The organism is Brachybacterium sp. (assembly GCF_052095815.1).
Classification (GTDB): Bacteria; Actinomycetota; Actinomycetes; order Actinomycetales; family Dermabacteraceae; genus Brachybacterium.
In genome coordinates, this window is the sequence record NZ_JBQDLF010000057.1 from 1 (window position 1) to 20,681 (window position 20,681).

Below are 20,681 nucleotides of genomic sequence, written 5' to 3' on the forward strand. Positions count from 1 at the left end.
AGAACGACGGTACCAGAAACCGCTGTGTTGCCAATTACACCATACCCCATGGTGAGAAGTACTTTCTGCAGTCATTTCCGTTCTGTTCCCCGGTGGTTTCCGTGGAATTTCCGAACTGTTCTGCATGCCGTACCGAGGTAAGACTCTACCGGGTTCTCGGGCGGAGCACAAAGCGAGAAGGCCCCTGGACGCTGTGAGGCTCGGCACCCTGCCCCACAGCGTCCCCGGACTCAGCCCTCTGCAGCCAATCGGCCCTCTGCAGTCAATCGGCTGTGCAGCGAGCGCAGCCGGGCGAGGCTCGAGGGCTTGCCCAGCAGCTCCATCGACTCGAACAGGGGCGGAGAGATCCTGCGCCCGGAGATCGCGCTGCGCAGCGGCCCGAAGGCCAGGCGGGGCTTGACCCCCATGTCGTCGACGATCGCCCCGCGCAGTGCGGGCTCGAGTGCCTCAGCGGTGAAGGCGCCCTCGTCGATCGCCTCGACCTCACGGATCGCGCGCTCGAGCACTGCTGCGGGGTCATCGCCGAGCTTCTTCAGCGCATCGTCCTGGACCACGAGGTCCTCGTCGGCGGTGAACAGGAAGCCCATCAGCTCCGGCGCCTCGCCGAGAAGGTTCATCCGGGTCTGGACCAGCGGGACGGCCGCGGCGACCAGGGCGCGCTGCTGCTCGGTCACGTCCTCGCCCAGCACCCCGCCGGCCTGGAGGTACGGCAGCAGGCGCTCGGCGAGATCCGCCTCGGGCAGCAGACGGATGTGGTCCGCATTGATGGCGGTGGCCTTCTTGAGGTCGACGCGAGCCGGGTTGGGGTTCACGGCGGAGGCGTCGAAGCGCTCGACCAGCTGCGCACGGCTGAAGATGTCCTCGTCGGCGCTGTAGCCCCAGCCCAGCAGGGACAGGTAGTTCACCATGCCCTCCGGGATGAAGCCCTGCTTCCGATAGAGGAAGAGATCCGCCTGCGGATCGCGCTTGGAGAGCTTCTTGTTGCCCTCCCCCATCACGTAGGGCAGGTGCCCGAACTCGGGGATCCGCTCCGCGACGCCGATCTCGATCAGTGCCCGGTACAGCGCGATCTGGCGGGGAGTGGAGGAGAGGATGTCCTCGCCGCGCAGCACATGGGTGATCCGCATCAGCGCATCATCGATCGGGTTGACCAGCGTGTAGAGCGGCTTCCCGTTGGCGCGCACGACCACGAAGTCGGGAGTGGTGCCGGCCTTGAAGGTGATCTCGCCGCGCACCATGTCGGTGAAGGTGATGTCCTCCGCGGGCATCCGCAGGCGCCAGGTGGGCTCGCGACCCTCCGCGCGGAAGCCAGCTTTCTGCTCGTCGGTGAGGTCGCGGTCGTAGCCGTCGTACCCCAGCTGCGGATCCCGGCCCGCCGCCTTGTGGCGCTCCACGATCTCCTCCGCGGTGGAGAAGGACTCATAGATGTGTCCGGACGCCTTCAGCTTCTCGATGACGTCCTGGTAGATCTCTCCTCGCTGCGACTGACGATAGGGGCCGTCCGGCCCGCCCACCTCGACGCCCTCGTCCCAGTCGATGCCGAGCCAGCGCATCGCGTCGAGCAGCTGGTGGTAGGACTCCTCGCTGTCACGCGCGGCGTCGGTGTCCTCGATGCGGAAGATCAGCTTCCCGCCGTGATGGCGGGCATGGGCCCAGTTGAACAGGGCGGTGCGCACCATCCCCACATGAGGGGTGCCCGTGGGGCTGGGGCAGAAACGGACGCGGACCTCGTCGGCAGCGCCGGTCGGGGTCGAGGTCGGGGCGGGGGCGGTGGTCACGCGGGGTGCTCCTGAGGAGTTGTCGAGGATGAGGGGCGAGGCCGTGCTGCTCAACGGCGCACGATCGGATTGGTCAAGGTGCCGATGCCCTCGATGGTGATGTCGACCGAGACGCCGGCGGGGACGCTCCGCACACCGGCGGGTGTACCGGTCAGGACGAGATCGCCGGGCAGCAGGGTGACCACGGAGGAGATCTCCGCGATCAGCTCAGCGACGGAGCGGACCATGTCCGCAGTACTGCCCTGCTGTGCGATCTCGCCGTCGACGGCGCTGGAGATGGCGAGCCCCGCACCGGCTGCGGGATCCAGGTCGGTCTCGATCCACGGCCCGATGGGGCACGAGGTGTCGAAGGCCTTGGCCCGGAACCACTGATCCTCCTCCCGCTGCGCATCGCGTGCGGTGAGGTCATTGGCGCAGGTGTATCCGAGCACATGGTCGGCGACCTGCTCGGGGGTGAGGTTCTTGGCCATCCGCTTGATGACCACGGCGAGCTCGGCCTCGAGGCTCACCTCCTGGCTGTAGGAGGGCAGCACCACGGGATCGCCGGGGCCGACGACTGCGGTGTTGGGCTTGAGGAAGTAGAGCGCCTGCTCCGGCACCTCGTTGCCCATCTCTGCGGCGTGCGCCGCGTAGTTGCGGCCGACGCACACCACCTTCGAGCGAGGGATGACGGGGGCCAGCAGGCGCACGTCCTCGAGCGGCACGACGGTGCCGGTGGGTCGGATCTCTGTGTACAGGGGGTCACCGGTGATCCCATAGACCATGTCCCGGCCATCCTTCTCCTGGACGATGCCGTACATGGGGTCTTCACCGGTGGTGAATCGGGCGATACGCATGCCCGCCAGTCTAGAGCGTCACTCGTCGGCCCCTTCAGCGACCTCGGCGCCGGCGATCTCGGCACCAGATCTCGGCATCAGATATCTCGGCATCAGATCTCGCCGCGTCCTCCTCGACGGAGGTGATGGCGATCATGGCCCGGGTGGTCTCGCCGGCGCCGAGCGTGCAGGTCATCCCCACGCTGTCCGGCGGTCCAGGTCTCGACGCCCTTTCCAGCACGTACTACGCTATACTTGAATCATCAACGACTCTTGGCGCAGGTGCCTGCGTCGCAGAATGGAGCTCCTCCGTGACTGACCCGACCACGACCGCATCCGACCTCCCACGGCTGACCTTCGGCCTGGACACCTTCGGCGACGTCACCGTCGACGCACACGGGGCCCCGGTGCCGGCCTCGCAGGTGATCCGTGACGTGATCGCGCAGGGCGAGCTCGCGGACAGCGTGGGCATCGATCACTTCTCGGTCGGCGAGCATCACCGTCCCGACTTCGCCATCAGCGCGCCCGACATGGTGCTCGCCGCCCTCGCCACCCGGACCGAGCGGATCACCCTCGGCACCGCCGTGATCGTGCTCAGCTCCGACGACCCGCTGCGCGTGGTCGAGCGGTTCTCGACTCTGGATGCGCTGTCGCAGGGCCGCGCGGAGCTGACGGTGGGGCGTGGTTCGTTCACGGAGTCGTTCCCGCTGTTCGGGTTCGCGCTGCAGGACTACGAGACGCTCTTCGAGGAGAAGCTGGATCTGCTCTCCGCCGCGATCACCGGGGAGCCGATCACCTGGTCCGGCACCACCCGTGCCCCGCTGAAGGCGCAGTCTCTCTATCCGCCGCTCGAGCGCGCGCTGCCCACCTGGGTCGCCGTGGGCGGCAGCCCGAACTCGGTGGTGCGGGCGGCCCGCCACCGCCTGCCCCTGATGCTCGCGATCATCGGCGGCGCCGCCGACCGCTTCGCCCCGTACGTCCGGCTGTTCCACGAGGCGAACGAGAAGCTGGGCAACGGCCGACTCCCCGTCGGGGTCCACTCCCCCGGCCACATCGCCGCCGACGACGCGACCGCGCGGGAGCAGCTGGCCCCGCACTGGATCCACAACCGCAACGAGATCGGGCGGGAGCGTGGCTGGGGTCCCTCGGGCATCGCCGAGTTCGATGCCGAGATGCAGCATGGGGCGCTGTACGTCGGTTCTCCGGAGACGGTGGCGCACAGGATCGCGACGACGATCCGCACCCTCGGCGTGGACCGCTTCGATCTGAAGTACGCGAGCGGGCCGATGCCGCACGAGCAGCTGATGGAGTCGATCCGGCTGTACGGCACCGAGGTCATCCCGCGCGTGCGCGAGCTGCTCGCGGCGCGGCCCGACACCGAAATGGACTCGCCCTTCGACGAGGCGTGATGAGGGCTCACGTCACCGCGGTGCCTCCCGCAGCAGGAACGAGCGGATCCTCAGCTCCGTCTCCTCGCTGCTGATCCCGTCCAGGACGTCACGGCACCAGCGGATGAGCGAAGCGCTGGCTCCAGGGCGGGTTCTCTGGTCCGTGAGGAAGCGTGCCGGAGCGGCCACCGTAGGCTGACCCCATGAACGATCGGGAGATCACCACGAACGAGAGCACCGGCACCTCGCGCGAGCGCCGCATCGCGACCGCGGCCGCCGCTCTGGCCCGGCACGCGGACCCCGGGCCCACCGCTCTGGGCAGCCTGACCGACGAGCAGCTCGTGGTGCTCCACGGGACGAGCGAGGCCCCCGCACTGCTCACGCCGTGGCTCGACCGCTCGACGGCTACGGACGCGCAGCGCGAACTGCTGCTGTCCTCGGCGGCGCGCGGACAGCTCGCCGCGGGTGCCATCGCGCCTGAGGGCACTCTGGCGAAGGTTGAGGGGCGCGAACCCGTCGGCGACCCGGAAGACCTCCTCCCGACCGCGCTGCCGGCCGGGATCGTGGGGCGCCGCGTGTATTCCAGTCGGCGTGTCACGGCGACTGACCTCGACGATCCTGCGCGCGGCGCGATCCAGGCCTTCGCCGATCTCGACGGCACCGTGATGCAGGAGCAGATCTCCGCCAACGGGATCCACCACTTCACCATGAGCAGCGTCGACAGCGCGGCGCGGGTCCAGGTCCTCTGGCTGCTGGGCGCCCCCGATCCCGAGAGCGCCCCGACCGAGGAGCAGGCCGCGGAGGTCCGCTCCGGGACGCTCGAGGAGCTCACGGCTGATCCGGAGATCGGTGTCCTCCTCTCCTCCGCCACCCGACGGGTACGGATCCTCGCCGAGGATCGCGCCGAGGGCGTCGAGCAGGTGCTCTGGGTGCTCCACGACGGAGAATCCACCGTCGCGCTCCAGCCCTCGGAACATGGCACCGGAGCGCCCTCCCTCGAGGCCTCCGTGCTCGAGGCCGTGCGCGTGGGTCCGGACGGACTGCGCGCTCAGCTCGCGGAGTTCATGACCGCCGGCTGAGGGCCGGGTTCAGCCGAAGACCAGGTCGCCGACGCCCTCGACGATGCGCTGGGGACCGTCGATGATCGGGTCGAGGATCGGGACAGCGTCCCGGATCCCCTCGCTGCTGTCCTGGAAGAGGTCCTGGGCACCGTCGAGCACGGTGTCCGTCCCCTCGCGCAGCCCGCTCCATCCCGTGAGCATCTCGACCACGTCCCCGGGCGCCTCCAGCAGCGCACGCGAGGGCGACCCCCCGCCGACCGAATCCGGGTTGTGCGCGGTCGCGACCGTCAGGCCGTTCCACGCGATGTCCAGGGCACCGGTCGCGATGCCTCCGATGCCACCGATGAGCTTCGTCACGGGGTGGGGGATCATGCCGACCGTCGTGAACGCCAGGTCCAGGCCGTTGATGTTGTAGGTGATGGCCGCATCGAGCACACCGAACAGGTCCCCGTCCTGGAAGGCCTGCAACCCGTCATAGACCGCGATGCCCATCGTGGATGCATCGCCGACGATGTTGAGGACGTCCCCCCAGGTGCCGACGTCGAACATTCCGACGACGTCGATGGCCGAGGTGACCCCGGCGAAGATGTCGAGCCCCAGCAGACCGTCCTCGCCGAGGAGATCGCCCCAGAAGCCATCGCTCTGGAGCGGCTCGTAGTCCTCGAGCCACTGGGTGATGGTGTCCCAGAGCGAGCCGCCGCCGTCCCCGTCGCTCGCCGCGTCCTGCTCCTCCGCCTCGCGCCGGAGCCCCTCGAGGCGGCGCCGCAGATCCTCGAGCGCCTCCTCGATGCGTTCGAGCACCCGGGACTCGAAGTCCTCGCGGAAGCGCTCGGCGTCCGGCCCGATCCAGGTCGCCGTGCGCACCGCGATGCCGAGTCGCAGGGAGAGCCCATCGAGCTGGCGCGCGCGGGTGTCGGTCAGCTCGGCCTGTGCGCGCAGCGCCTCGGTGTCAGCCCCCAGGAATGTCATCGGTCCCCACCTCGTCCTCGCGTCGTCGTCTCTGCTCGAAGAGTAGACAGCGGCCTGCGTCCGCGCGATGGGGAGCACTCCCCATCACCGCGCTCTCCCGGAGCGGTGCGGCATCATGGGGACGTGCCATCGACTCATTCCGGCAGCCCGGTCATCCTCTTCCGCGCCCCCACCCGTCCCTGGGCACTCGTCGTCGCCACCGCACTCTCCGTGGTGGTGCTGCTGCCCCTGGCCATCCTGCTCGCCGTGCTGGGCGTGGTCGCCGACTCCGCCTCCGGCATCGTGCTCGGACTGGTCGCGGGCGTCCTCGTCCTGCTTCTCGGCTGCCTGCTGGTGGTCTCCGCACGCCAGCGCTTCACCGTGACGACGGCGGGGATCGATGTCGCCTCGTATCTCCGTACCCGCCACCTCCCCTGGTCGAGCATCCGACTGGTGCGCGTGGGACCGCCGACGGTCTTCTCGCCGCGGGCCACCGAGCTCGTCCTCGCCGACGGCTCGACGGTGCGGCCCTTCGCCACCTCGATGAACTTCGCCCTGTGGCGCGGAGAGACCCCGCTCTCCCACGGCGCCGACGGAACCGCACCCACCCGCTGCACCCTCGCCGCGATCGACGCGCACCGCCGCTACCTGGCCGGGGAGTTCGGGCGGTGAGAGTGCTCTCCGTCGTCGAGGCGCGGCAGCAGCCGCAGCCTGCGGCGCGGCCGGTATCCTGCGGATTGGTGCCGAGCGGCACCGCCCGAGCCGGAGGCCACCAGGATGATCAGTCCACCCCGCCCAGCAGATGACGGCACGCCGCTGTATGTCGCGCCGACCCGGGGATACCGCTGGCTGATGCTCGTGCTCCTGGGCGTGCTGGCGGTGCTCGCACTGGTGGTCCTCGCCCTCGCAATCTTCATCGCCTGGCAGATTGCTGCGAAGCTCTCGACCGCCGCAGCGGTGGTGATCCTGGTGGTGTTCGGGTTCCTGATCGTGCTGCTGCTGGCGCTGATTATGGTCAACGCGGTGCTGCAGTCCTCGATGGTGTTCGCCGTGACCACGCAGGGCCTCACCTTCGCCCCTCCCTACCGCAGGGCACGGTTCGTGCCCTGGGCGCAGGTGGCGGCGATCGAGCCCTCTCGCGGGATGTTGATGCGAGGCGCGGTCGCGGTGGTGCTCGAGGACGGCGCTCGCCTGACCGCTTCCCTCACGAACGCCTCCGCCGGCTACGCGCATCCTCCGGCCCCGTCCCATCTGAGCCCCGACAACGGTGCCCCGGCGCCGTTGCGCGCGGCGCTCGACGGGCTCGCCCGGTATCGGCGTGGCGAGTTCGCCGAGCCGCGGCTCAGGCCTCCGGGTCCTCCAGCAGCATCGAACGGATTCGCAGCTCGGCCTCCTGCCGGCTGATGCCCTCCTGTTCCTCCCGCACCAGAGAGTGCCCGGAGAACTCCTCCGGCACGATCAGGGGCGGCATCCGGCCGGGGACGATCACCCGGACAGGAACGGACAGCGATTCCTCGCACCCCGGCAGCTCGCTGGCGAGCGTGCCCAGGTAGCTCCCGCGGAATTGCGGTTGCTCCCAGTGCTCGACGACGTCGAGATAGTCGTTCTCGCTCACCTGGATCCACGGCATGAAGACCAGCATCGCCGCCTCCCCGCGGACCGGGAGGGACAGATATCCCGTGAGGTAGCAGTCGATCGAGCCGCCGTTCTCGATCAGGCACAGCTCATCGGTGGACCGGGCGCGCATCAGCTGCTCCCGGGGGCTCAGGCGCAGGTATGCCTCCGGGCGCGTGAACTCAATCAGCGGCCAGGGGTTCGCCACAGTGCCGTCGGCCCCCTCGTGGCGGTGACCGCAGCCGGCGCAGTCATAGTCGATACCTGGCATCTCGGACGCTCCTTCTCCTGCGACGCCCTGCCGCGGGATGGGCACCACCGTAGGAATCCTCGATGCCTCGAGGCCATGGCGATCGCCTCGCTGTGGACGGGGGTCCGCTGGGGAGGAACCGTGGGGTGCTCGTAGGATGGATCGGTCATCGACCCACCCGCTCCCGGAGGCCCCGTGAACTTCCCGCCCCTCGCCGCCCCGGCGCACACGCTGTCGGCCGAGGACGCCGCGGCGGCCCGCCGCGCGCACGAGGACCGGGCCGACGCGCTGACCGCAGCCCATCGCGCACGGCGCCTCCGCGGCGAGAAGCACGCGGTCGAGGACTTCCTGTTCACCTACTACCCGTTCTCCCCCGCCAGGCTGAGGCGCTGGCACCCGGGATGGGAGGTCGCCTACGACGCGGCAGCGGACCTCGGGGCCGACGGCGAGCCCGCGATCGCAGACGTGGACGAGGCAGGACGCCGCTCCTGGTACGTCGACGGCCCCGGGCAGGTTCCAATGCGCCGCGCCGATGCCACGCGATACCTCGCCGAGCGCGGTGACGCACTCGGCTTCATGACGCGGCTGCTCTCGGCGTCCTCGCTCACGCGGCGGCGGCCGGAGTTCGGCTGCTTCGGCCTGCACGAGTGGGCGATGGTGCACCGCGTGCCCGAGGGCGAGCAGCGTCATGAGAATCTTCCGCTGCGGCTCTCTCCGGCGGAGACCGACGCGGTCGTCGAGCGGGAGAACCTGGTGTGCTCCCATATCGATGCCTTCCGCTTCTTCACCCCGTCGGCAGCGCCGCGCAACTCCCTGGAGCCCACTCGCGCCTCCCAGGTCCAGAACGACAACCCGGCCTGTCTCCATGTCGGGATGGACCTCTACAAGTGGGCGATGAAGCTCACCCCGCTGGTGCCGTCGGCTCTCGTGCTGGACTGCTTCGAGCACGCGCGCGAGACCCGGGTGCTGGACATGGAGGCGAGCCCGTACGACGTGCGTCCGCTGGGCTATGGGGTGGTCGCGATCGAGACGCCCGCAGGGAAGGGCGAGTACGTGCGGCGACAGCGTGCGCTGGCCGCACGGGCCGATTCCCTGCGAGAGCGGCTGCTGGCCGTGGTCTTCCCGCTGGCCGAGGCCATTGCGGTCTGAGAGGCACCGCGCGACGGACCGCTATCTCCGCGGAGAGTTCGGCGGTGTCCGAGCGCCCTGGCAGACTGGGACCATGCCCCTCCTGATGCCGTTCCTGCCCGACAGCTCCGCCGACGCCGGACAGGACGCGATCGTCGACGGGTTCATCGCGGCCCAGGAGTCCGTGGGCCGCACCCTGTACCCGCATCAGGAGGAGTCGCTGCTGGCGATCGCCGCCGGTGATCATGTCATCGCCGCGACGCCGACCGGCTCCGGCAAGACCACGATCGCGTACGCCGCGATCTTCGCCGCCATGGCCCGCGGGGAGAAGTCGTACTACACCGCCCCGATCAAGGCACTGGTGAGCGAGAAGTTCTTCGACCTGGTCGCACAGTTCGGTGCGGAGAACGTGGGCATGATGACCGGCGACTCGGCCGTCAACCACGACGCACCGATCATCGTGTGCACCGCGGAGATCTTCGCCAACCACGCACTGCGTGACGGGCCCGGCAGCGACGTGGGCCTGGCGGTGATGGACGAGTTCCACTACTACGGCGACTCCCAGCGCGGATGGGCCTGGCAGGTGCCCCTGGTCGAGCTGCCCGACTGCCAGTTCGTGCTCATGAGCGCGACCCTCGGGGACGTGACGCGCTTCGTCGAGGACCTCAGCGAGCGGACCGAGCGGGACGTGACCGTCATCGATGATGCCCCGCGCCCGGTGCCACTGGACTTCCGGTGGTCGCTCGAGCCGCTGCCGGAGACGATCACCACGATCCTCACCGACCGTGATGCCCCCGTCTACATCGTCCACTTCACCCAGAAGGATGCCCTCGAACAGGCGCAGGCGCTCCAGGGCCAGAAGATCCTCTCCGCGGAGGAGAAGGTCCAGATCCGCGAGATCATCGGGGACTTCCGCTTCTCGAAGGGCTTCGGGCAGATCCTGTCCAGGCTCGTGCGCGAGGGCATCGGCGTGCACCACGCAGGGATGCTGCCGAAGTACCGGCGACTGGTGGAGAAGCTCGCCCAGTCCGGGCTGCTGAAGATCATCTGCGGCACCGACACCCTCGGGGTCGGCATCAACGTGCCGATCCGCACCGTGCTGCTGACGGGCCTGGCGAAGTTCGACGGCAAGCGCATGCGGCTGCTGAACGCGCGTGAGTTCCACCAGATCGCGGGCCGTGCCGGCCGCGCCGGCTACGACACGATCGGCCACGTGGTGGTGCAGGCACCGGTCTGGACGATCGAGTTCGAGAAGGAGCGGGCCAAGCATCGTGCCCGCGAGGAGGCGGGCAAGGTCTCCAACAATGCCAAGAAGCGCAAGAAGGAGCCCAAGCCGCGGATCCCCGAGGGTGCGATCTCCTGGTCCGAGGCGACCATGACCAAGCTGGTCGAGAACGCCCCGGAGCCGCTGCGGCCGCATCTGAAGATCACCGCGGGCATGGTGCTCGCGCTGATCTCCCGGCCGGGCGATGCGATCTCCGCGGGCCGGCACCTGATCATGACCAGCCATCAGACCACCGGGCAGAAGCTGAAACTGGTCAAAGACGGTGTGGAGATCCTCCGCGGGCTCAAGGACGCCGAGATCATCGAGGTGCTCGACGCACCCGACCATCTCGGCCGACGCTTCGCCCTGGTGGAGGACCTGCAGCTGGACTTCACCATGAACCAGCCGCTGGCGCCCTTCGCCATCGCGATGATCGACTCTCTCGACGAGGAGTCCGAGTCCCTCACCCTGGACACCGTCTCGATCATCGAGGCCGTCCTCGAGGACCCGCGTCAGATCCTGCTCGCGCAGCAGAACTCCGCGAAGGGCGAGCTGCTCGGAGAGCTCAAGGCCGATGGCGTCGAGTACACCGAGCGGATGGCCCGGCTCGATCAGGTCACCTGGCCGAAGCCGCTCGAGGAGGACCTCGAGGCGGCGCTCGAGATCTATGCGCGCTCCCGCCCATGGGTGCGCTCCGACGAGCTGTCCCCCAAATCCGTGGTCCGCGAGATCTACGAGACCGGGCAGACCTTCAGCGAGTTCGTGCAGCGCTATGGGCTGCAGCGCTCCGAGGGCATCGTGCTGCGCTATCTCTCCGACGCCTACCAGGCGATGCGCCGCACCATTCCGCAGGACCTGCGCACCGAGGATCTCGAGGACCTGATCGAATGGCTCGGCGTGCTGGTGCGCGGCATCGATTCGTCGCTGCTGGATGAATGGGAGGCGCTCACCCACCCGGAGGATGCCGACCCCGACGGCGCCTCGGAGATCCGACCCACCACCCCGCGTGGGCTCTCCGCGCAGACTAAAGTGCTGCGCACGATGGTGCGCGCCGCCATGTGGCAGCGCGTCGAGCATTTCGCCTTCGAGCGCGAGGCGCGCCTGGCGGAGCTCGACGGCGGATCCGGCTGGGACCGGTCGCGCTGGGCGGCGGTGATGGACGAGTATTACGACACCTACGACGACGTCGGCATCGACGGTCCCGCGCGCTCGCCGCAGCTGCTGCAGATCACGGAGGAGTCGAAGCTCTGGCGGATCCGGCAGGTACTCGCGGATCCCGATCGGAACCACGACTGGGCGATCGAGGCGGAGCTCGACCTCGAAGCGACCGACGAGGCGGGCGAGCCGGTGCTCGCGATCACGCACGTCGGAGATGCCTCGACCCGTCCCTGATCATCGAGGCCCCGCGCGGAGCCGGGGCCCGGAGGCGCGGGCCGGAATCGGGGTCCGGAATCGGGGTCCGGGTGCAGAGAAGGCCGCCGTCCACCGGACGACGGCCTTGCTCCCTTCGATCGCGCCGCTGGCGCGATCCGTTGCTACTGAGGGGTCGCCTGCCCCCACGGGTTGACCTCAACCCAGGGGTTCACCTCGACCCAGGGATTCACCTCGACGGCAGGCGTCTTGGCCTTCCAAGGATTCACCTCGACCCACGGGTTCACTTCGACCGCAGGCTTGGTCACCTTCCACGGGTTCACCTCGACCGCAGATGCGGCACCGGCCCCCGCGACGCCGAGCGCGAGCCCGAGAGCGACGCCTCCGGCCAGCGTGGCGGTACGCGCCCATCGGCGGCGCGGCCGCAGCATTCCGTCCTTCTGTGCACTCACCATGTTCATCCTCTCGAGGTAAGCATCAGCGGCTCAGGAGGAAGCCCGCTCGCCCCAGGATACCTGTTGTGAGAGCGATCACAAGCGCTTCGCCTCGGCACGAGACGGGGAGAGACGGGACGGGGTCGATCACCTTCGGTGAGGTCAGACGGGGGCCCGCTCGAGGGTCACGGCCTCGACCGCGGCGCACGCCTCCTCGAGGCTCGCCCCGCGCGCCACTGCCGCGCCGACGAGGAAAGCGGAGATCGGGGCCATCGAGCGCTGGACGCCCTCGGCGACCACGCCCGTCATGAGATGGACACGATCCACGTCCAGATCCACACCGGAGACCTCGAGCCGCTCCGCCACTCGGTCCAGCCAGGGCAGCAGGGTGCTCTCCCAGTCATCCTGCCGTGTCACCGGAGGCTTCGCCGCCATCAGAACTTCACCTTCTCCCAGCCGCGCCGCTCGGCTTCCTTACGGGGGTCCTTGCTGCGGTAGACGATGTACGGCCGGGTCAGGTAGCCCAACGGAGCGGCGAAGACGTGCACCAGGCGGGTGAAGGGCCAGATAGCGAACAGCGAGAGAGCGCTGAGCACGTGCAGCTGGAAGAAGATCGGCGCCTGGCTCATCAGCTCCGTAGAAGGCTGCAGGGTCCAGAACTGGCGGAACCAGATCGAGACGCCCTCCCGGTAGTCGTAGGTGCCCACCGCAGTGTGCACCACGGTCGCCAGCACCCCGCAGAGGATGGTCATCGCCAGCAGCAGGTACATGAGCTTGTCCCCGGCGGTGGTCGCGCCGAAGACGCGACGGTTCGTGCGCCGGCGGTAGAGCAGGATCAGCAGCCCGCCCACGCATGCCACTGCCGCGGCCAGACCGATGATGATGGCCATCAGGTGGTACATGTGATCGGAGATCCCGACGAACTGGGTCCAGGACTTCGGGATGCCCAGACCCACGACATGCCCGAAGAAGATCCCGATGATCCCGTAGTGGAACATCGGCGAGCCGATCGAGAGCAGCTTGGACTCGTAGATCTGGCTGGACCGGGTGGTCCAGCCGAAACGGTCCTGGCGGAACCGCCAGACGTGCCCGAGCACGAACACGGCGAGCACCATGTAGGGGAACACCACCCACAGCAGCAGCTGGAGCGTCGTCGGGTCGTTCATGAGGGTCGTCCTCTCAACAGGTCCACGGGGACAGGTCCAGGGGCCTTGGCATCGGAGCTGCAGGAGCTGGCGGCGAAGGTCCTCCCGGCGAGATCTCCGGCATCGCCGTCGAGACCGTAGCCGTCCAGCCCCACGGTCTCTTCCTCAGGACCCTCCTGCGCGAGCTGCATGACCGCGGAGCGGTCATCGGCGTCCAGCGGAGGCAGGGTCGAGCACAGCGCCACCAGCGCACCGTGCCAGGGAGAGGAGATATCGGCCAGGTGCAGGCGCAGCAGCTCCACGCCGGGCCGGTTGGAGCGCAGGATCTTCGCACCCCGTTCGGCGTCATGAGCTGCACCGAACTCGAGCACCACCGGCAGGTGGTCCGGCAGCTCCTCGCTGCCGATCTCGAGGCCCGCGGTGCGGAAATCCTGCTTGATGCGCAGCAGCGCCATGCCGCGGCGGCGGGTGTCGCCGTGGCTGAAATAGGTCAGGTGCAGGCAGCCGCGTCGGCGCGTGTCGAAGGTGTCGACGTACTCCTCCTGCACCGAGATCTCGTCACGCTCGTCGAGGATGTCCACGGTGCGCAGCAGCGCCGAGCGGGTCGGCTCCGGGAGCCCGGACGCCAGCTCGCGCACCGCGGGATAGCGCGCGATGGTGTCCCGGTCCGGGTAGGTCAGCAACCACGAGACCGCGATCCAGGTGATGCGCAGCTGCTCGGTGGTCATCCCGGAGGCATGCAGCAGGTCCTTCGGCGTCCGCCCCCGTGGGGGCAGGGTCGCGACGGCTCCTGCGCCAGGATCGCTGCGTCGGCTCAGCAGCCGTGCCAGGGCGCCCATCAGGCGCTCCCGGTGGCAGGGGCCGGGAACAGGCCGTCGGGCCGTCCGTTGCCGTCCCAGTTCAACAGGTTGATCCGCACACCCTCGGGGCGATCGACGGCGTTCTCCCGACGCTTGCTCGAGAACCCGGGGCCGGACATCCCCATCGACTCCTCGGGCAGGGACATGCCCATGCCGGGACCGCCGGGCACGTTCAGCGAGCAGTCCGTGCCGGTGCCTTCGAGGTCGTGGGCCGATTCGGCGTGGCCGACGGGGATCACGTACCGGTCCTCGTACTTCGCGATCGCGAGCAGACGGTACATGTCCTGCATCGTCTCGCCGTCCATGCCGACGGCATTCGCGATCCCCTCCCGTGGCTCCTTGCCGAGGTTGATGTCGCGCATGTACGAGCGCATCGCGGCCATGCGGTACAGCACCCGCTCCACCGTGGGGACGTCCCCCGCGGTGAACAGGTTCGCGAGGTACTCCACCGGGATCCGCAGCGCATCGATCGCGGCGAACAGGTTCTCCGCGTCCTCGGCGTCGTAACCGGTGTCCCTGACCACGTCCACGACCGGCGACAGCGGCGGGATGTACCAGACCATCGGCATCGTGCGGTACTCGGGGTGCAGCGGGAGCGCGACCTCGTAGTCCTTGATCAGCTTGTAGGTCGGCGACTTCTGGGCGGCGAGGATCCAGTCGTGATGGATCCCGGCGGCCTCAGCCCCCCGGATGACCTCGGGGTCGTGCGGGTCCAGGATGATGTCCATCTGGGCCCGGTAGAGCTCCTGCTCGTCCGTGATCGACGCGGCCTGGGTGACCCGGTCCGCGTCGTAGAGCACCAGCCCGATGTACCGCAGCCGGCCCACGCAGGTCTCGGCGCAGACCGTGGGCTCCCCCTGCTCGATGCGGGGGTAGCAGAAGGTGCACTTCTCGGCCTTGCCGGTCTGGTGGTTGAAGTAGATCTTCTTGTACGGGCAACCGGTGATGCACATGCGCCAGCCTCGGCAGTCATCCTGATCGACCAGGACGATGCCGTCCTCCTCGCGCTTGTAGATGGCGCCGGAAGGGCAGGAGGCCACGCAGGTGGGGTTCAGGCAGTGCTCGCAGATGCGCGGCAGGTAGAACATGAAGGTCTGGTCGAACTCGAACTGGACCTTGTCCTCGATGCCCTTGAGCATCGGGTCCTTGTCCTTGTGCAGGTAGGTCCCGCCCAGGTCATCGTCCCAGTTGCCGGACCACTGGATATCCAGCCGTTCACCGGTGATCAGCGATTTCGGGGGCGCGGTGGGGATGTTCGGCGAGTTCGCGGGGGCGTTGAGCAGGTTGTCGTACTCGTAGGTCCACGGCTCGTAGTAGTCCTCGATGCTCGGCAGCTTCGGATTCGAGAACAGCTGCATCAGCTTGGTGATGCGGCCGCCGGCCTTGAGCTTCAGGCGCCCGTTCTTCCCCAGCTCCCAGCCGCCCTTCCACTTCTCCTGGTCCTCGTAGCCACGGGGGTACCCCTGGCCGGGACGAGTCTCGACGTTGTTGAACCACATGTACTCCGTGCCGGAACGGTTGGTCCATGCCTGCTTGCAGGTCACCGAGCAGGTGTGGCAGCCGATGCACTTGTCGAGGTTCATCACCATCGACATCTGGGCCATGACTCTCATCGCGGCTCTCCTTCGCTCTGCGTTGTAGGGGGGCTCAGTACTCGACCGGGGTGGTGCGCTTGCGGATCATCGTGACCTCATCGCGCTGGTTCCCCGTCGGCCCGTAGTAGTTGAAGGCATAGGACAGCTGGCCGTACCCACCGATCAGGTGCGAGGGCTTGAGCATGATGCGGGTCAGAGAGTTCGTGACACCACCGCGCTTGCCGTCCCGCTCGGTCAGCGGCACGTTGACAGTGCGCTCCTGGCCATGATGCATGAACGCGGTGCCCTTGGGCATGCGGTGGCTGACCACGGCGCGGGCGGCGACCACGCCGTTGCGGTTGACGGCCTCGACCCAGTCGTTGTCCGTGATCCCGACGGCCTCGGCGTCCTCGACGCTCATCCAGATGTTCTGACCACCACGGGAGAGGTTCATCATGTAGAAGTTCTCCTGGTACATGGAGTGGATCGCCCACTTGTTGTGCGGGGTCAGATACCGCACGGAGATCGAGGTCCCCGCCTCGTCCTTGTCGCCCAGCGGCCGCTCTCCGAACAGGGCGGTCATATCCAGCGGGGGCCGGAACACCGGCAGCGCCTCCCCCATCTCCAGCATCCAGTCGTGGTCGAGGTAGTAGTGCTGCCGACCGGTGAGGGTGTGCCAGGGCTTCTTGCGCTCGACGTTGATCGTGAAGGGGCTGTAGCGGCGTCCCCCGGTCTCCGAACCAGACCACTCCGGGCTCGTGATCACCGGGACCGGCGCGGCCTTGGTGTCCGCGAAGTGGATCCGCTTGCCCTCATGCTCCGCGGCGAGGTCGTGGAGCTTCGTGCCGGTGCGCTTCTCGAGAGTCTTGAATCCCGCAGTGGCCATGTGCCCGTTGGTGGTTCCGGACAGCCCCAGGATGAACTCGCAGGCCTGCAGGTCCGTCTCGAGCTTGGGACGGCCCGCGGCAGGGCCGGTGCGGTGACGGCCGTTGAGCTCCCCGAGCTCGTTCACGTACTGCTTCACGTCGAAGGTCACGCCCTTGGCGGTCATCCCGAGCGTCTCCAGCAGCGGCCCGATCGAGGTGTACTTCGCGTGGATCTGGGTGTAGTCCCGCTCCACCTCCACCAGGGTGGGCATCGTGCGCCCCGGGATCGGTTCGCACTCACCGAACTTCCAGTCCTTGACCCGACCGTGCGGGGTGGCCAGCTCCCCGGGGGTGTCGTGCTGCAGCGGGAAGGCGACGACGTCCTGGCGGGTTCCCAGATGAGTCTCGGCCAGCTCGCTGAACTTCTCCGCGATCGTCGCCCAGGTCTCCCAGTCGGTGCGGGATTCCCAGGGGTTGGAGATCGCGGGGTTGAAGGAGTGGATGAAGGGGTGCATGTCCGTGGTGGAGAGGTCGTGCTTCTCGTACCAGGTCGCAGCTGGCAGCACCACATCGGAGTGCAGGGTCTGACTCGTCATCCGGAAGTCGAGGGTGAGCATCAGGTCGATCTTGCCGATGGGCGCCTCGTCCCTCCACTTCACATCGCGCGGGCGCAGGTGCTCCGGGGTCTCCTCCTCGGTGGCGGCGCTGTCCACCCCCAGCAGGTGCCGGAAGAAGTACTGGTCGCCCTTGGCGGAGGAACCCAGGGTGTTCGCCCGCCAGACGGACCAGATCTTGGGGTGGTTCTGCGGAGCGTCGGGGTCCTCGGCAGCGAAGTTGATCCCGCCGCTCTTGAGCTGGTCCACCAGATACGGGATCGTCTCCTCGCCCGCTTCCGCAGCACGAACGGCGACGTCCAGGGAACTGATGTCGAACTGCGGGTAGAACGGTTGCCAGCCCAGCCGCTGGGACAGCGCCACGGCATCGGCCGTGGTGGTGTTCGCGAACTTCCCTGCTCCGGTGGTCGCGGCGAGGGTGTCCGCTCCGAAGCGGTCGTAGCGCCACTGGTCGGTGTGCATGTACCAGTAGGTGGTCTGAGTCATCTGCCGCGGCGGGCGGGACCAGTCCAGGGCGTTGGCGAGGTGCAGCCACCCGGTGAGGGGACGCACCTTCTCCTGGCCGACGTAATGGGCCCAGCCGCCGCCGTTGACGCCCTGGGTGCCGCAGAGGTTGGTCAGGGTGAGGAAGGAGCGGTAGATGGTGTCGGAGTGGAACCAGTGGTTGGTGCCGGCGCCCATGATGATCATCGAGCGGCCGCCGGAGTCGATCGCGTTCTGGGCGAACTCCCGAGCGATCCGGGCCGCCGCCTGCCCGGGCACACCGGTGATGGTCTCCTGCCAGGCCGGGGTGTACAGCGACTCGGCGTCATCGAGGCCGGCCGCCCACTGCCCGGGCAGTCCTTCCCTGCCCACGCCGTACTCGGCCAGCAGCAGATCGAAGACGGTGGTGACGGTGCGGCCGTCGACGGTGCGCACCGGGACGCCGCGGGGGACGTCGCCGCGGCCGCCCTGACCGACGGTGTCGAAGCGGGGCAGCAGCACCTCGGCCATTCCCTCGTGATGGCCCAGCAGGGACAGGGCGGGATCGAGGTCGCCCAGCTCGAGGTTCCACCGGCCTTCGCCGTCAGCCGAGTAGCGGTGGCCGAGGGTGCCGTTGGGCACCACCACCTCGCCGGTGACCGTATCGAACATCATCGGCTTGAAGTCCGCATGCTCGGTGGTCGCCTCGGCGGTGCGGTGCTCCCCCGCCTCGCTCGCGACCAGGAACTTGCCCGGCACCACCGAACCGTCCTCGCGGGTCTCGAGCTGCACCAGGAACGGCAGGTCGGTGTACTGCTTCGAGTACGACTCGAAGTAGGGGACCTGCTTGTCCACATAGAACTCGCGCAGGATGGTGTGCCCCATCGACATCGCGAGCGCCGCATCGGTGCCGGGATGCGGGGCGAGCCATTCGTCGGCGAACTTCACGGACTCGGCGTAGTCGGGGGCCACCGAGATGACCTTCTGGCCGCGGTACCGGGCCTCGACCATCCAGTGGGCGTCCGGGGTACGGGTCAGCGGAACGTTCGAGCCCCACATGATGAGGTAGGCGGCGTCCCACCAGTCACCGGACTCCGGCACGTCGGTCTGGTCGCCGAACACCTGCGGGGAGGCCGGCGGCAGATCGGCGTACCAGTCGTAGAAGGACAGCATCGAGGCGCCGATGAGCTGGTGGAAGCGGGCACCGGAGGAGAAGGACACCTGGCTCATCGCCGGGATCGGCGAGAAGCCGGTCGCACGGTCGGGCCCAAACTCCTTGATGGTGTGCACGTAGGCGGCGGAGACCATCTCCACGGCCTCGTCCCAGGAGGCGCGCACCAGCCCGCCCTTGCCACGGGCGCGCTTGTAGCGCATCGCCTTCTCCGGGTCCGAGACGATCGCCTTCCAGGCCAGGACCGGGTCGTGGCCCGGTGCCTTCGCCTTCTCCTCCCGATACATGCGCAGCAGCTCGGAACGCACGTAGGGGTAGCGCACACGGGTGGGTGAATAGGTGTACCAGGAGAAGGAGGCGCCGCGGGGGCAGCCGCGCGGCTCGTACTCGGGCTTGTCGGGGCCGGCCGAGGGGTAGTCCGTCTCCTGGGACTCCCAGGTGATCACGCCGTCCTTGACGTAGACCTTCCATGAGCAGGAGCCGGTGCAGTTCACGCCGTGGGTGGAGCGCACCACCTTGTCGTGACTCCAGCGTTCGCGGTAGAAGGAGTCGCCGCTGCGCCCGCCCACCTTGTGCGTCTCACGGTTGTCCTCGCTGATCTTCTCCGAGCGGCTGAACATCTTGCGCGCGCCGATGAGGGCGTCGAACAGCGGGGAGTCGACCGAAGCGGCCTTGGCCGGACGGTTCTTCGGTGCCTGACGGTCCTGGATGGTCATGGGTGCTCCTCCTGGGAACGAGGGGTGCGGCGACGAGGGGTGCGGCGACGTGGGGTGAAGGGCGACGAGGGTCAGGACACGGAGATCTTCTCCCGGGCGGTCGCGCGCGCGCCACGGGCGACGAACAGCGTCACCACGATGGCGCCGACGGTCGCCAGCAGCAGCAGGACGATGCCCAGTGAGTAGCTGCCGCTGTCGGTATGGATGGCTGCCATCACCAGCGGGGGCACGAAGCCGCCCAGACCGCCGGCGGCGCCGACGAAGCCCGTGACGGAGCCGACCACCGAGGGATCGCTGGTCTGCGCGACCAGCGCGAACACCGCACCGGAGCCGACGCCGAGGCCGGCGGCCATCACGATGAAGGCGACGGTGCCGATCGGCATCAGATCGGGCTGGAAGGCAAGGGTGAGAGCGGCCAGCGCGACCGCGATATAGGAGACCAGCAGCGTGTTCGCCGCTCCCAGACGGTCCGAGAGGGTGCCGCCGAGCGGGCGCATGATCACGGCGACGATCACGAAGCCCGCCATCCGGAAGGAGGCGTCGGTCGCCTCGAGGCCGTACCAGTTCTGCAGCATGGTGGGCAGGAAGACGGAGAAGGCGACGTAGCCGCCGAAGGACAGGGCGTACAGGTAGCACGCCTGCCAGGTCACCTTGAGCTTCATGACCGCGACCGACTGGGCGACGATGTTCTTGCGCGAGGGTTCCCAGGTGGGTGCGTTGTGCATGAACAGCCAGGCGATCACCGCGTAGAGCACCAGGGCGACCGCGGTCAGCACGAACGGGGCGGCGTTGCCGACCGAGTTCACCAGCGGCACGGTGGTGAAGGCGCTGATCGCGGTGCCGCCCATGCCCACGCCGTACAGGCCCGTGGCCATGCCGCGCTTGGCGGGCGGGAACCAGGAGTTCACATAGGGCACGCCGATCGCGAACGTGGTCCCGGCGATGCCGAGGAAGAATCCGCCGAGCAGCAACGTCGAGAAGGTGTACTGCCCGATGAGCCCGACGAAGAGCACCGGAATGACGGTGATCAGCGAGACCACCGGGAACATCAGATGGCCGCCGTGCCTGTCGGTCAGCCCGCCCATCACGATGCGGCCGAGGGAACCGACCAGCACCGGCAGCGCGACGATCAGGGACGCGTCGGTGGCGAGGCCCCGCTCGACGTAGACGGCTCTTCGCGGTTCGTGGTGAATGACCCTGCTGTGGCGGGTATTCACGCTAC

18 protein-coding genes are annotated in these 20,681 nt (G+C 68.5%); 6 read left to right on the forward strand and 12 right to left on the reverse strand.

The window, feature by feature from the left end; all coding sequences use genetic code 11:
• Positions 1-230: 230 nt before the first annotated feature.
• From gltX to ACTH43_RS16425, 3 genes are read right to left on the reverse strand one after another with little or no spacing between them, the layout of a single operon-like run.
• Positions 231-1,778 (reverse strand): glutamate--tRNA ligase, encoded by a 1,548-nt coding sequence (gene gltX / locus ACTH43_RS16415; protein WP_441445969.1) that lies wholly within the window; start codon positions 1,776-1,778, stop codon positions 231-233.
• Between the two features lie 50 nt (positions 1,779-1,828).
• Complete coding sequence (locus ACTH43_RS16420; protein WP_441445970.1) at positions 1,829-2,614, reverse strand: fumarylacetoacetate hydrolase family protein; 786 nt, start codon at positions 2,612-2,614, stop codon at positions 1,829-1,831.
• 34 nt (positions 2,615-2,648) lie between these two features.
• On the reverse strand, positions 2,649-2,789 hold the full coding sequence (locus ACTH43_RS16425; protein WP_441445971.1) for a hypothetical protein: 141 nt from the start codon (positions 2,787-2,789) through the stop codon (positions 2,649-2,651).
• 115 nt (positions 2,790-2,904) lie between these two features.
• Here ACTH43_RS16425 and ACTH43_RS16430 point away from each other — a divergent pair, with 115 nt between their 5' ends.
• Both ACTH43_RS16430 and ACTH43_RS16435 read left to right on the forward strand, forming a co-directional pair.
• Positions 2,905-4,002, forward strand: a complete 1,098-nt coding sequence (locus ACTH43_RS16430; protein WP_441445972.1) for an LLM class flavin-dependent oxidoreductase — start codon at positions 2,905-2,907, stop codon at positions 4,000-4,002.
• 182 nt (positions 4,003-4,184) lie between these two features.
• Entirely contained in the window at positions 4,185-5,060 is an 876-nt protein-coding gene (locus ACTH43_RS16435) for a hypothetical protein (protein ID WP_441445973.1), read from the forward strand.
• 9 nt (positions 5,061-5,069) lie between these two features.
• Here the strand turns inward: ACTH43_RS16435 and ACTH43_RS16440 are convergent, their stop codons facing one another.
• A complete protein-coding gene (locus tag ACTH43_RS16440) occupies positions 5,070-6,011 on the reverse strand; it encodes a hypothetical protein (RefSeq protein WP_441445974.1) in 942 nt (313 codons plus the stop codon).
• A 123-nt stretch (positions 6,012-6,134) separates the two neighbouring features.
• Here ACTH43_RS16440 and ACTH43_RS16445 point away from each other — a divergent pair, with 123 nt between their 5' ends.
• Entirely contained in the window at positions 6,135-6,662 is a 528-nt protein-coding gene (locus ACTH43_RS16445; protein ID WP_441445975.1) for a PH domain-containing protein, read from the forward strand.
• 105 nt (positions 6,663-6,767) lie between these two features.
• The gene (locus ACTH43_RS16450; RefSeq protein WP_441445976.1) at positions 6,768-7,394 is read left to right on the forward strand and encodes a hypothetical protein; all 627 of its coding nucleotides are present in this window, start codon (positions 6,768-6,770) and stop codon (positions 7,392-7,394) included.
• Here ACTH43_RS16450 and ACTH43_RS16455 read toward each other — a convergent pair.
• A complete protein-coding gene (locus ACTH43_RS16455; RefSeq protein WP_441445977.1) occupies positions 7,333-7,875 on the reverse strand; it encodes a DUF2199 domain-containing protein in 543 nt (180 codons plus the stop codon). The genes ACTH43_RS16450 and ACTH43_RS16455 overlap by 62 nt on opposite strands.
• Before the next feature lie 174 nt (positions 7,876-8,049).
• On the opposite strand from ACTH43_RS16455, the gene ACTH43_RS16460 reads away from it, so the two are divergent.
• Both ACTH43_RS16460 and ACTH43_RS16465 read left to right on the forward strand, forming a co-directional pair.
• Entirely contained in the window at positions 8,050-9,003 is a 954-nt protein-coding gene (locus tag ACTH43_RS16460) for a 3-methyladenine DNA glycosylase (RefSeq protein WP_441445978.1), read from the forward strand.
• Between the two features lie 73 nt (positions 9,004-9,076).
• Complete coding sequence (locus tag ACTH43_RS16465) at positions 9,077-11,638, forward strand: DEAD/DEAH box helicase (RefSeq protein ID WP_441445979.1); 2,562 nt, start codon at positions 9,077-9,079, stop codon at positions 11,636-11,638.
• 143 nt (positions 11,639-11,781) lie between these two features.
• On the opposite strand, the gene ACTH43_RS16470 is transcribed toward ACTH43_RS16465, so the two are convergent.
• The 7 genes from ACTH43_RS16470 to ACTH43_RS16500 all read right to left on the reverse strand — a co-directional run.
• Entirely contained in the window at positions 11,782-12,072 is a 291-nt protein-coding gene (locus ACTH43_RS16470; RefSeq protein ID WP_441445980.1) for a hypothetical protein, read from the reverse strand.
• Between the two features lie 141 nt (positions 12,073-12,213).
• Positions 12,214-12,486 carry a DUF6457 domain-containing protein gene (locus ACTH43_RS16475; RefSeq protein WP_441445981.1) on the reverse strand — a complete coding sequence of 91 codons (273 nt, stop codon included), beginning with the start codon at positions 12,484-12,486 and terminating at the stop codon, positions 12,214-12,216.
• Entirely contained in the window at positions 12,486-13,217 is a 732-nt protein-coding gene (gene narI, locus ACTH43_RS16480) for a respiratory nitrate reductase subunit gamma (RefSeq protein WP_441445982.1), read from the reverse strand. Before narI ends, ACTH43_RS16475 begins: the two co-directional genes overlap by 1 nt.
• On the reverse strand, positions 13,214-14,035 hold the full coding sequence (gene narJ, locus ACTH43_RS16485; protein WP_441445983.1) for a nitrate reductase molybdenum cofactor assembly chaperone: 822 nt from the start codon (positions 14,033-14,035) through the stop codon (positions 13,214-13,216). Before narJ ends, narI begins: the two co-directional genes overlap by 4 nt.
• Positions 14,035-15,669 (reverse strand): nitrate reductase subunit beta, encoded by a 1,635-nt coding sequence (gene narH / locus ACTH43_RS16490; RefSeq protein WP_441445984.1) that lies wholly within the window; start codon positions 15,667-15,669, stop codon positions 14,035-14,037. Before narH ends, narJ begins: the two co-directional genes overlap by 1 nt.
• Before the next feature lie 34 nt (positions 15,670-15,703).
• Complete coding sequence (locus ACTH43_RS16495) at positions 15,704-19,459, reverse strand: nitrate reductase subunit alpha (protein WP_441445985.1); 3,756 nt, start codon at positions 19,457-19,459, stop codon at positions 15,704-15,706.
• 71 nt (positions 19,460-19,530) lie between these two features.
• Positions 19,531-20,681, reverse strand: a 1,151-nt coding sequence (locus tag ACTH43_RS16500; RefSeq protein ID WP_441445986.1) for an MFS transporter, incomplete at its 5' end; no start/stop codon positions are given.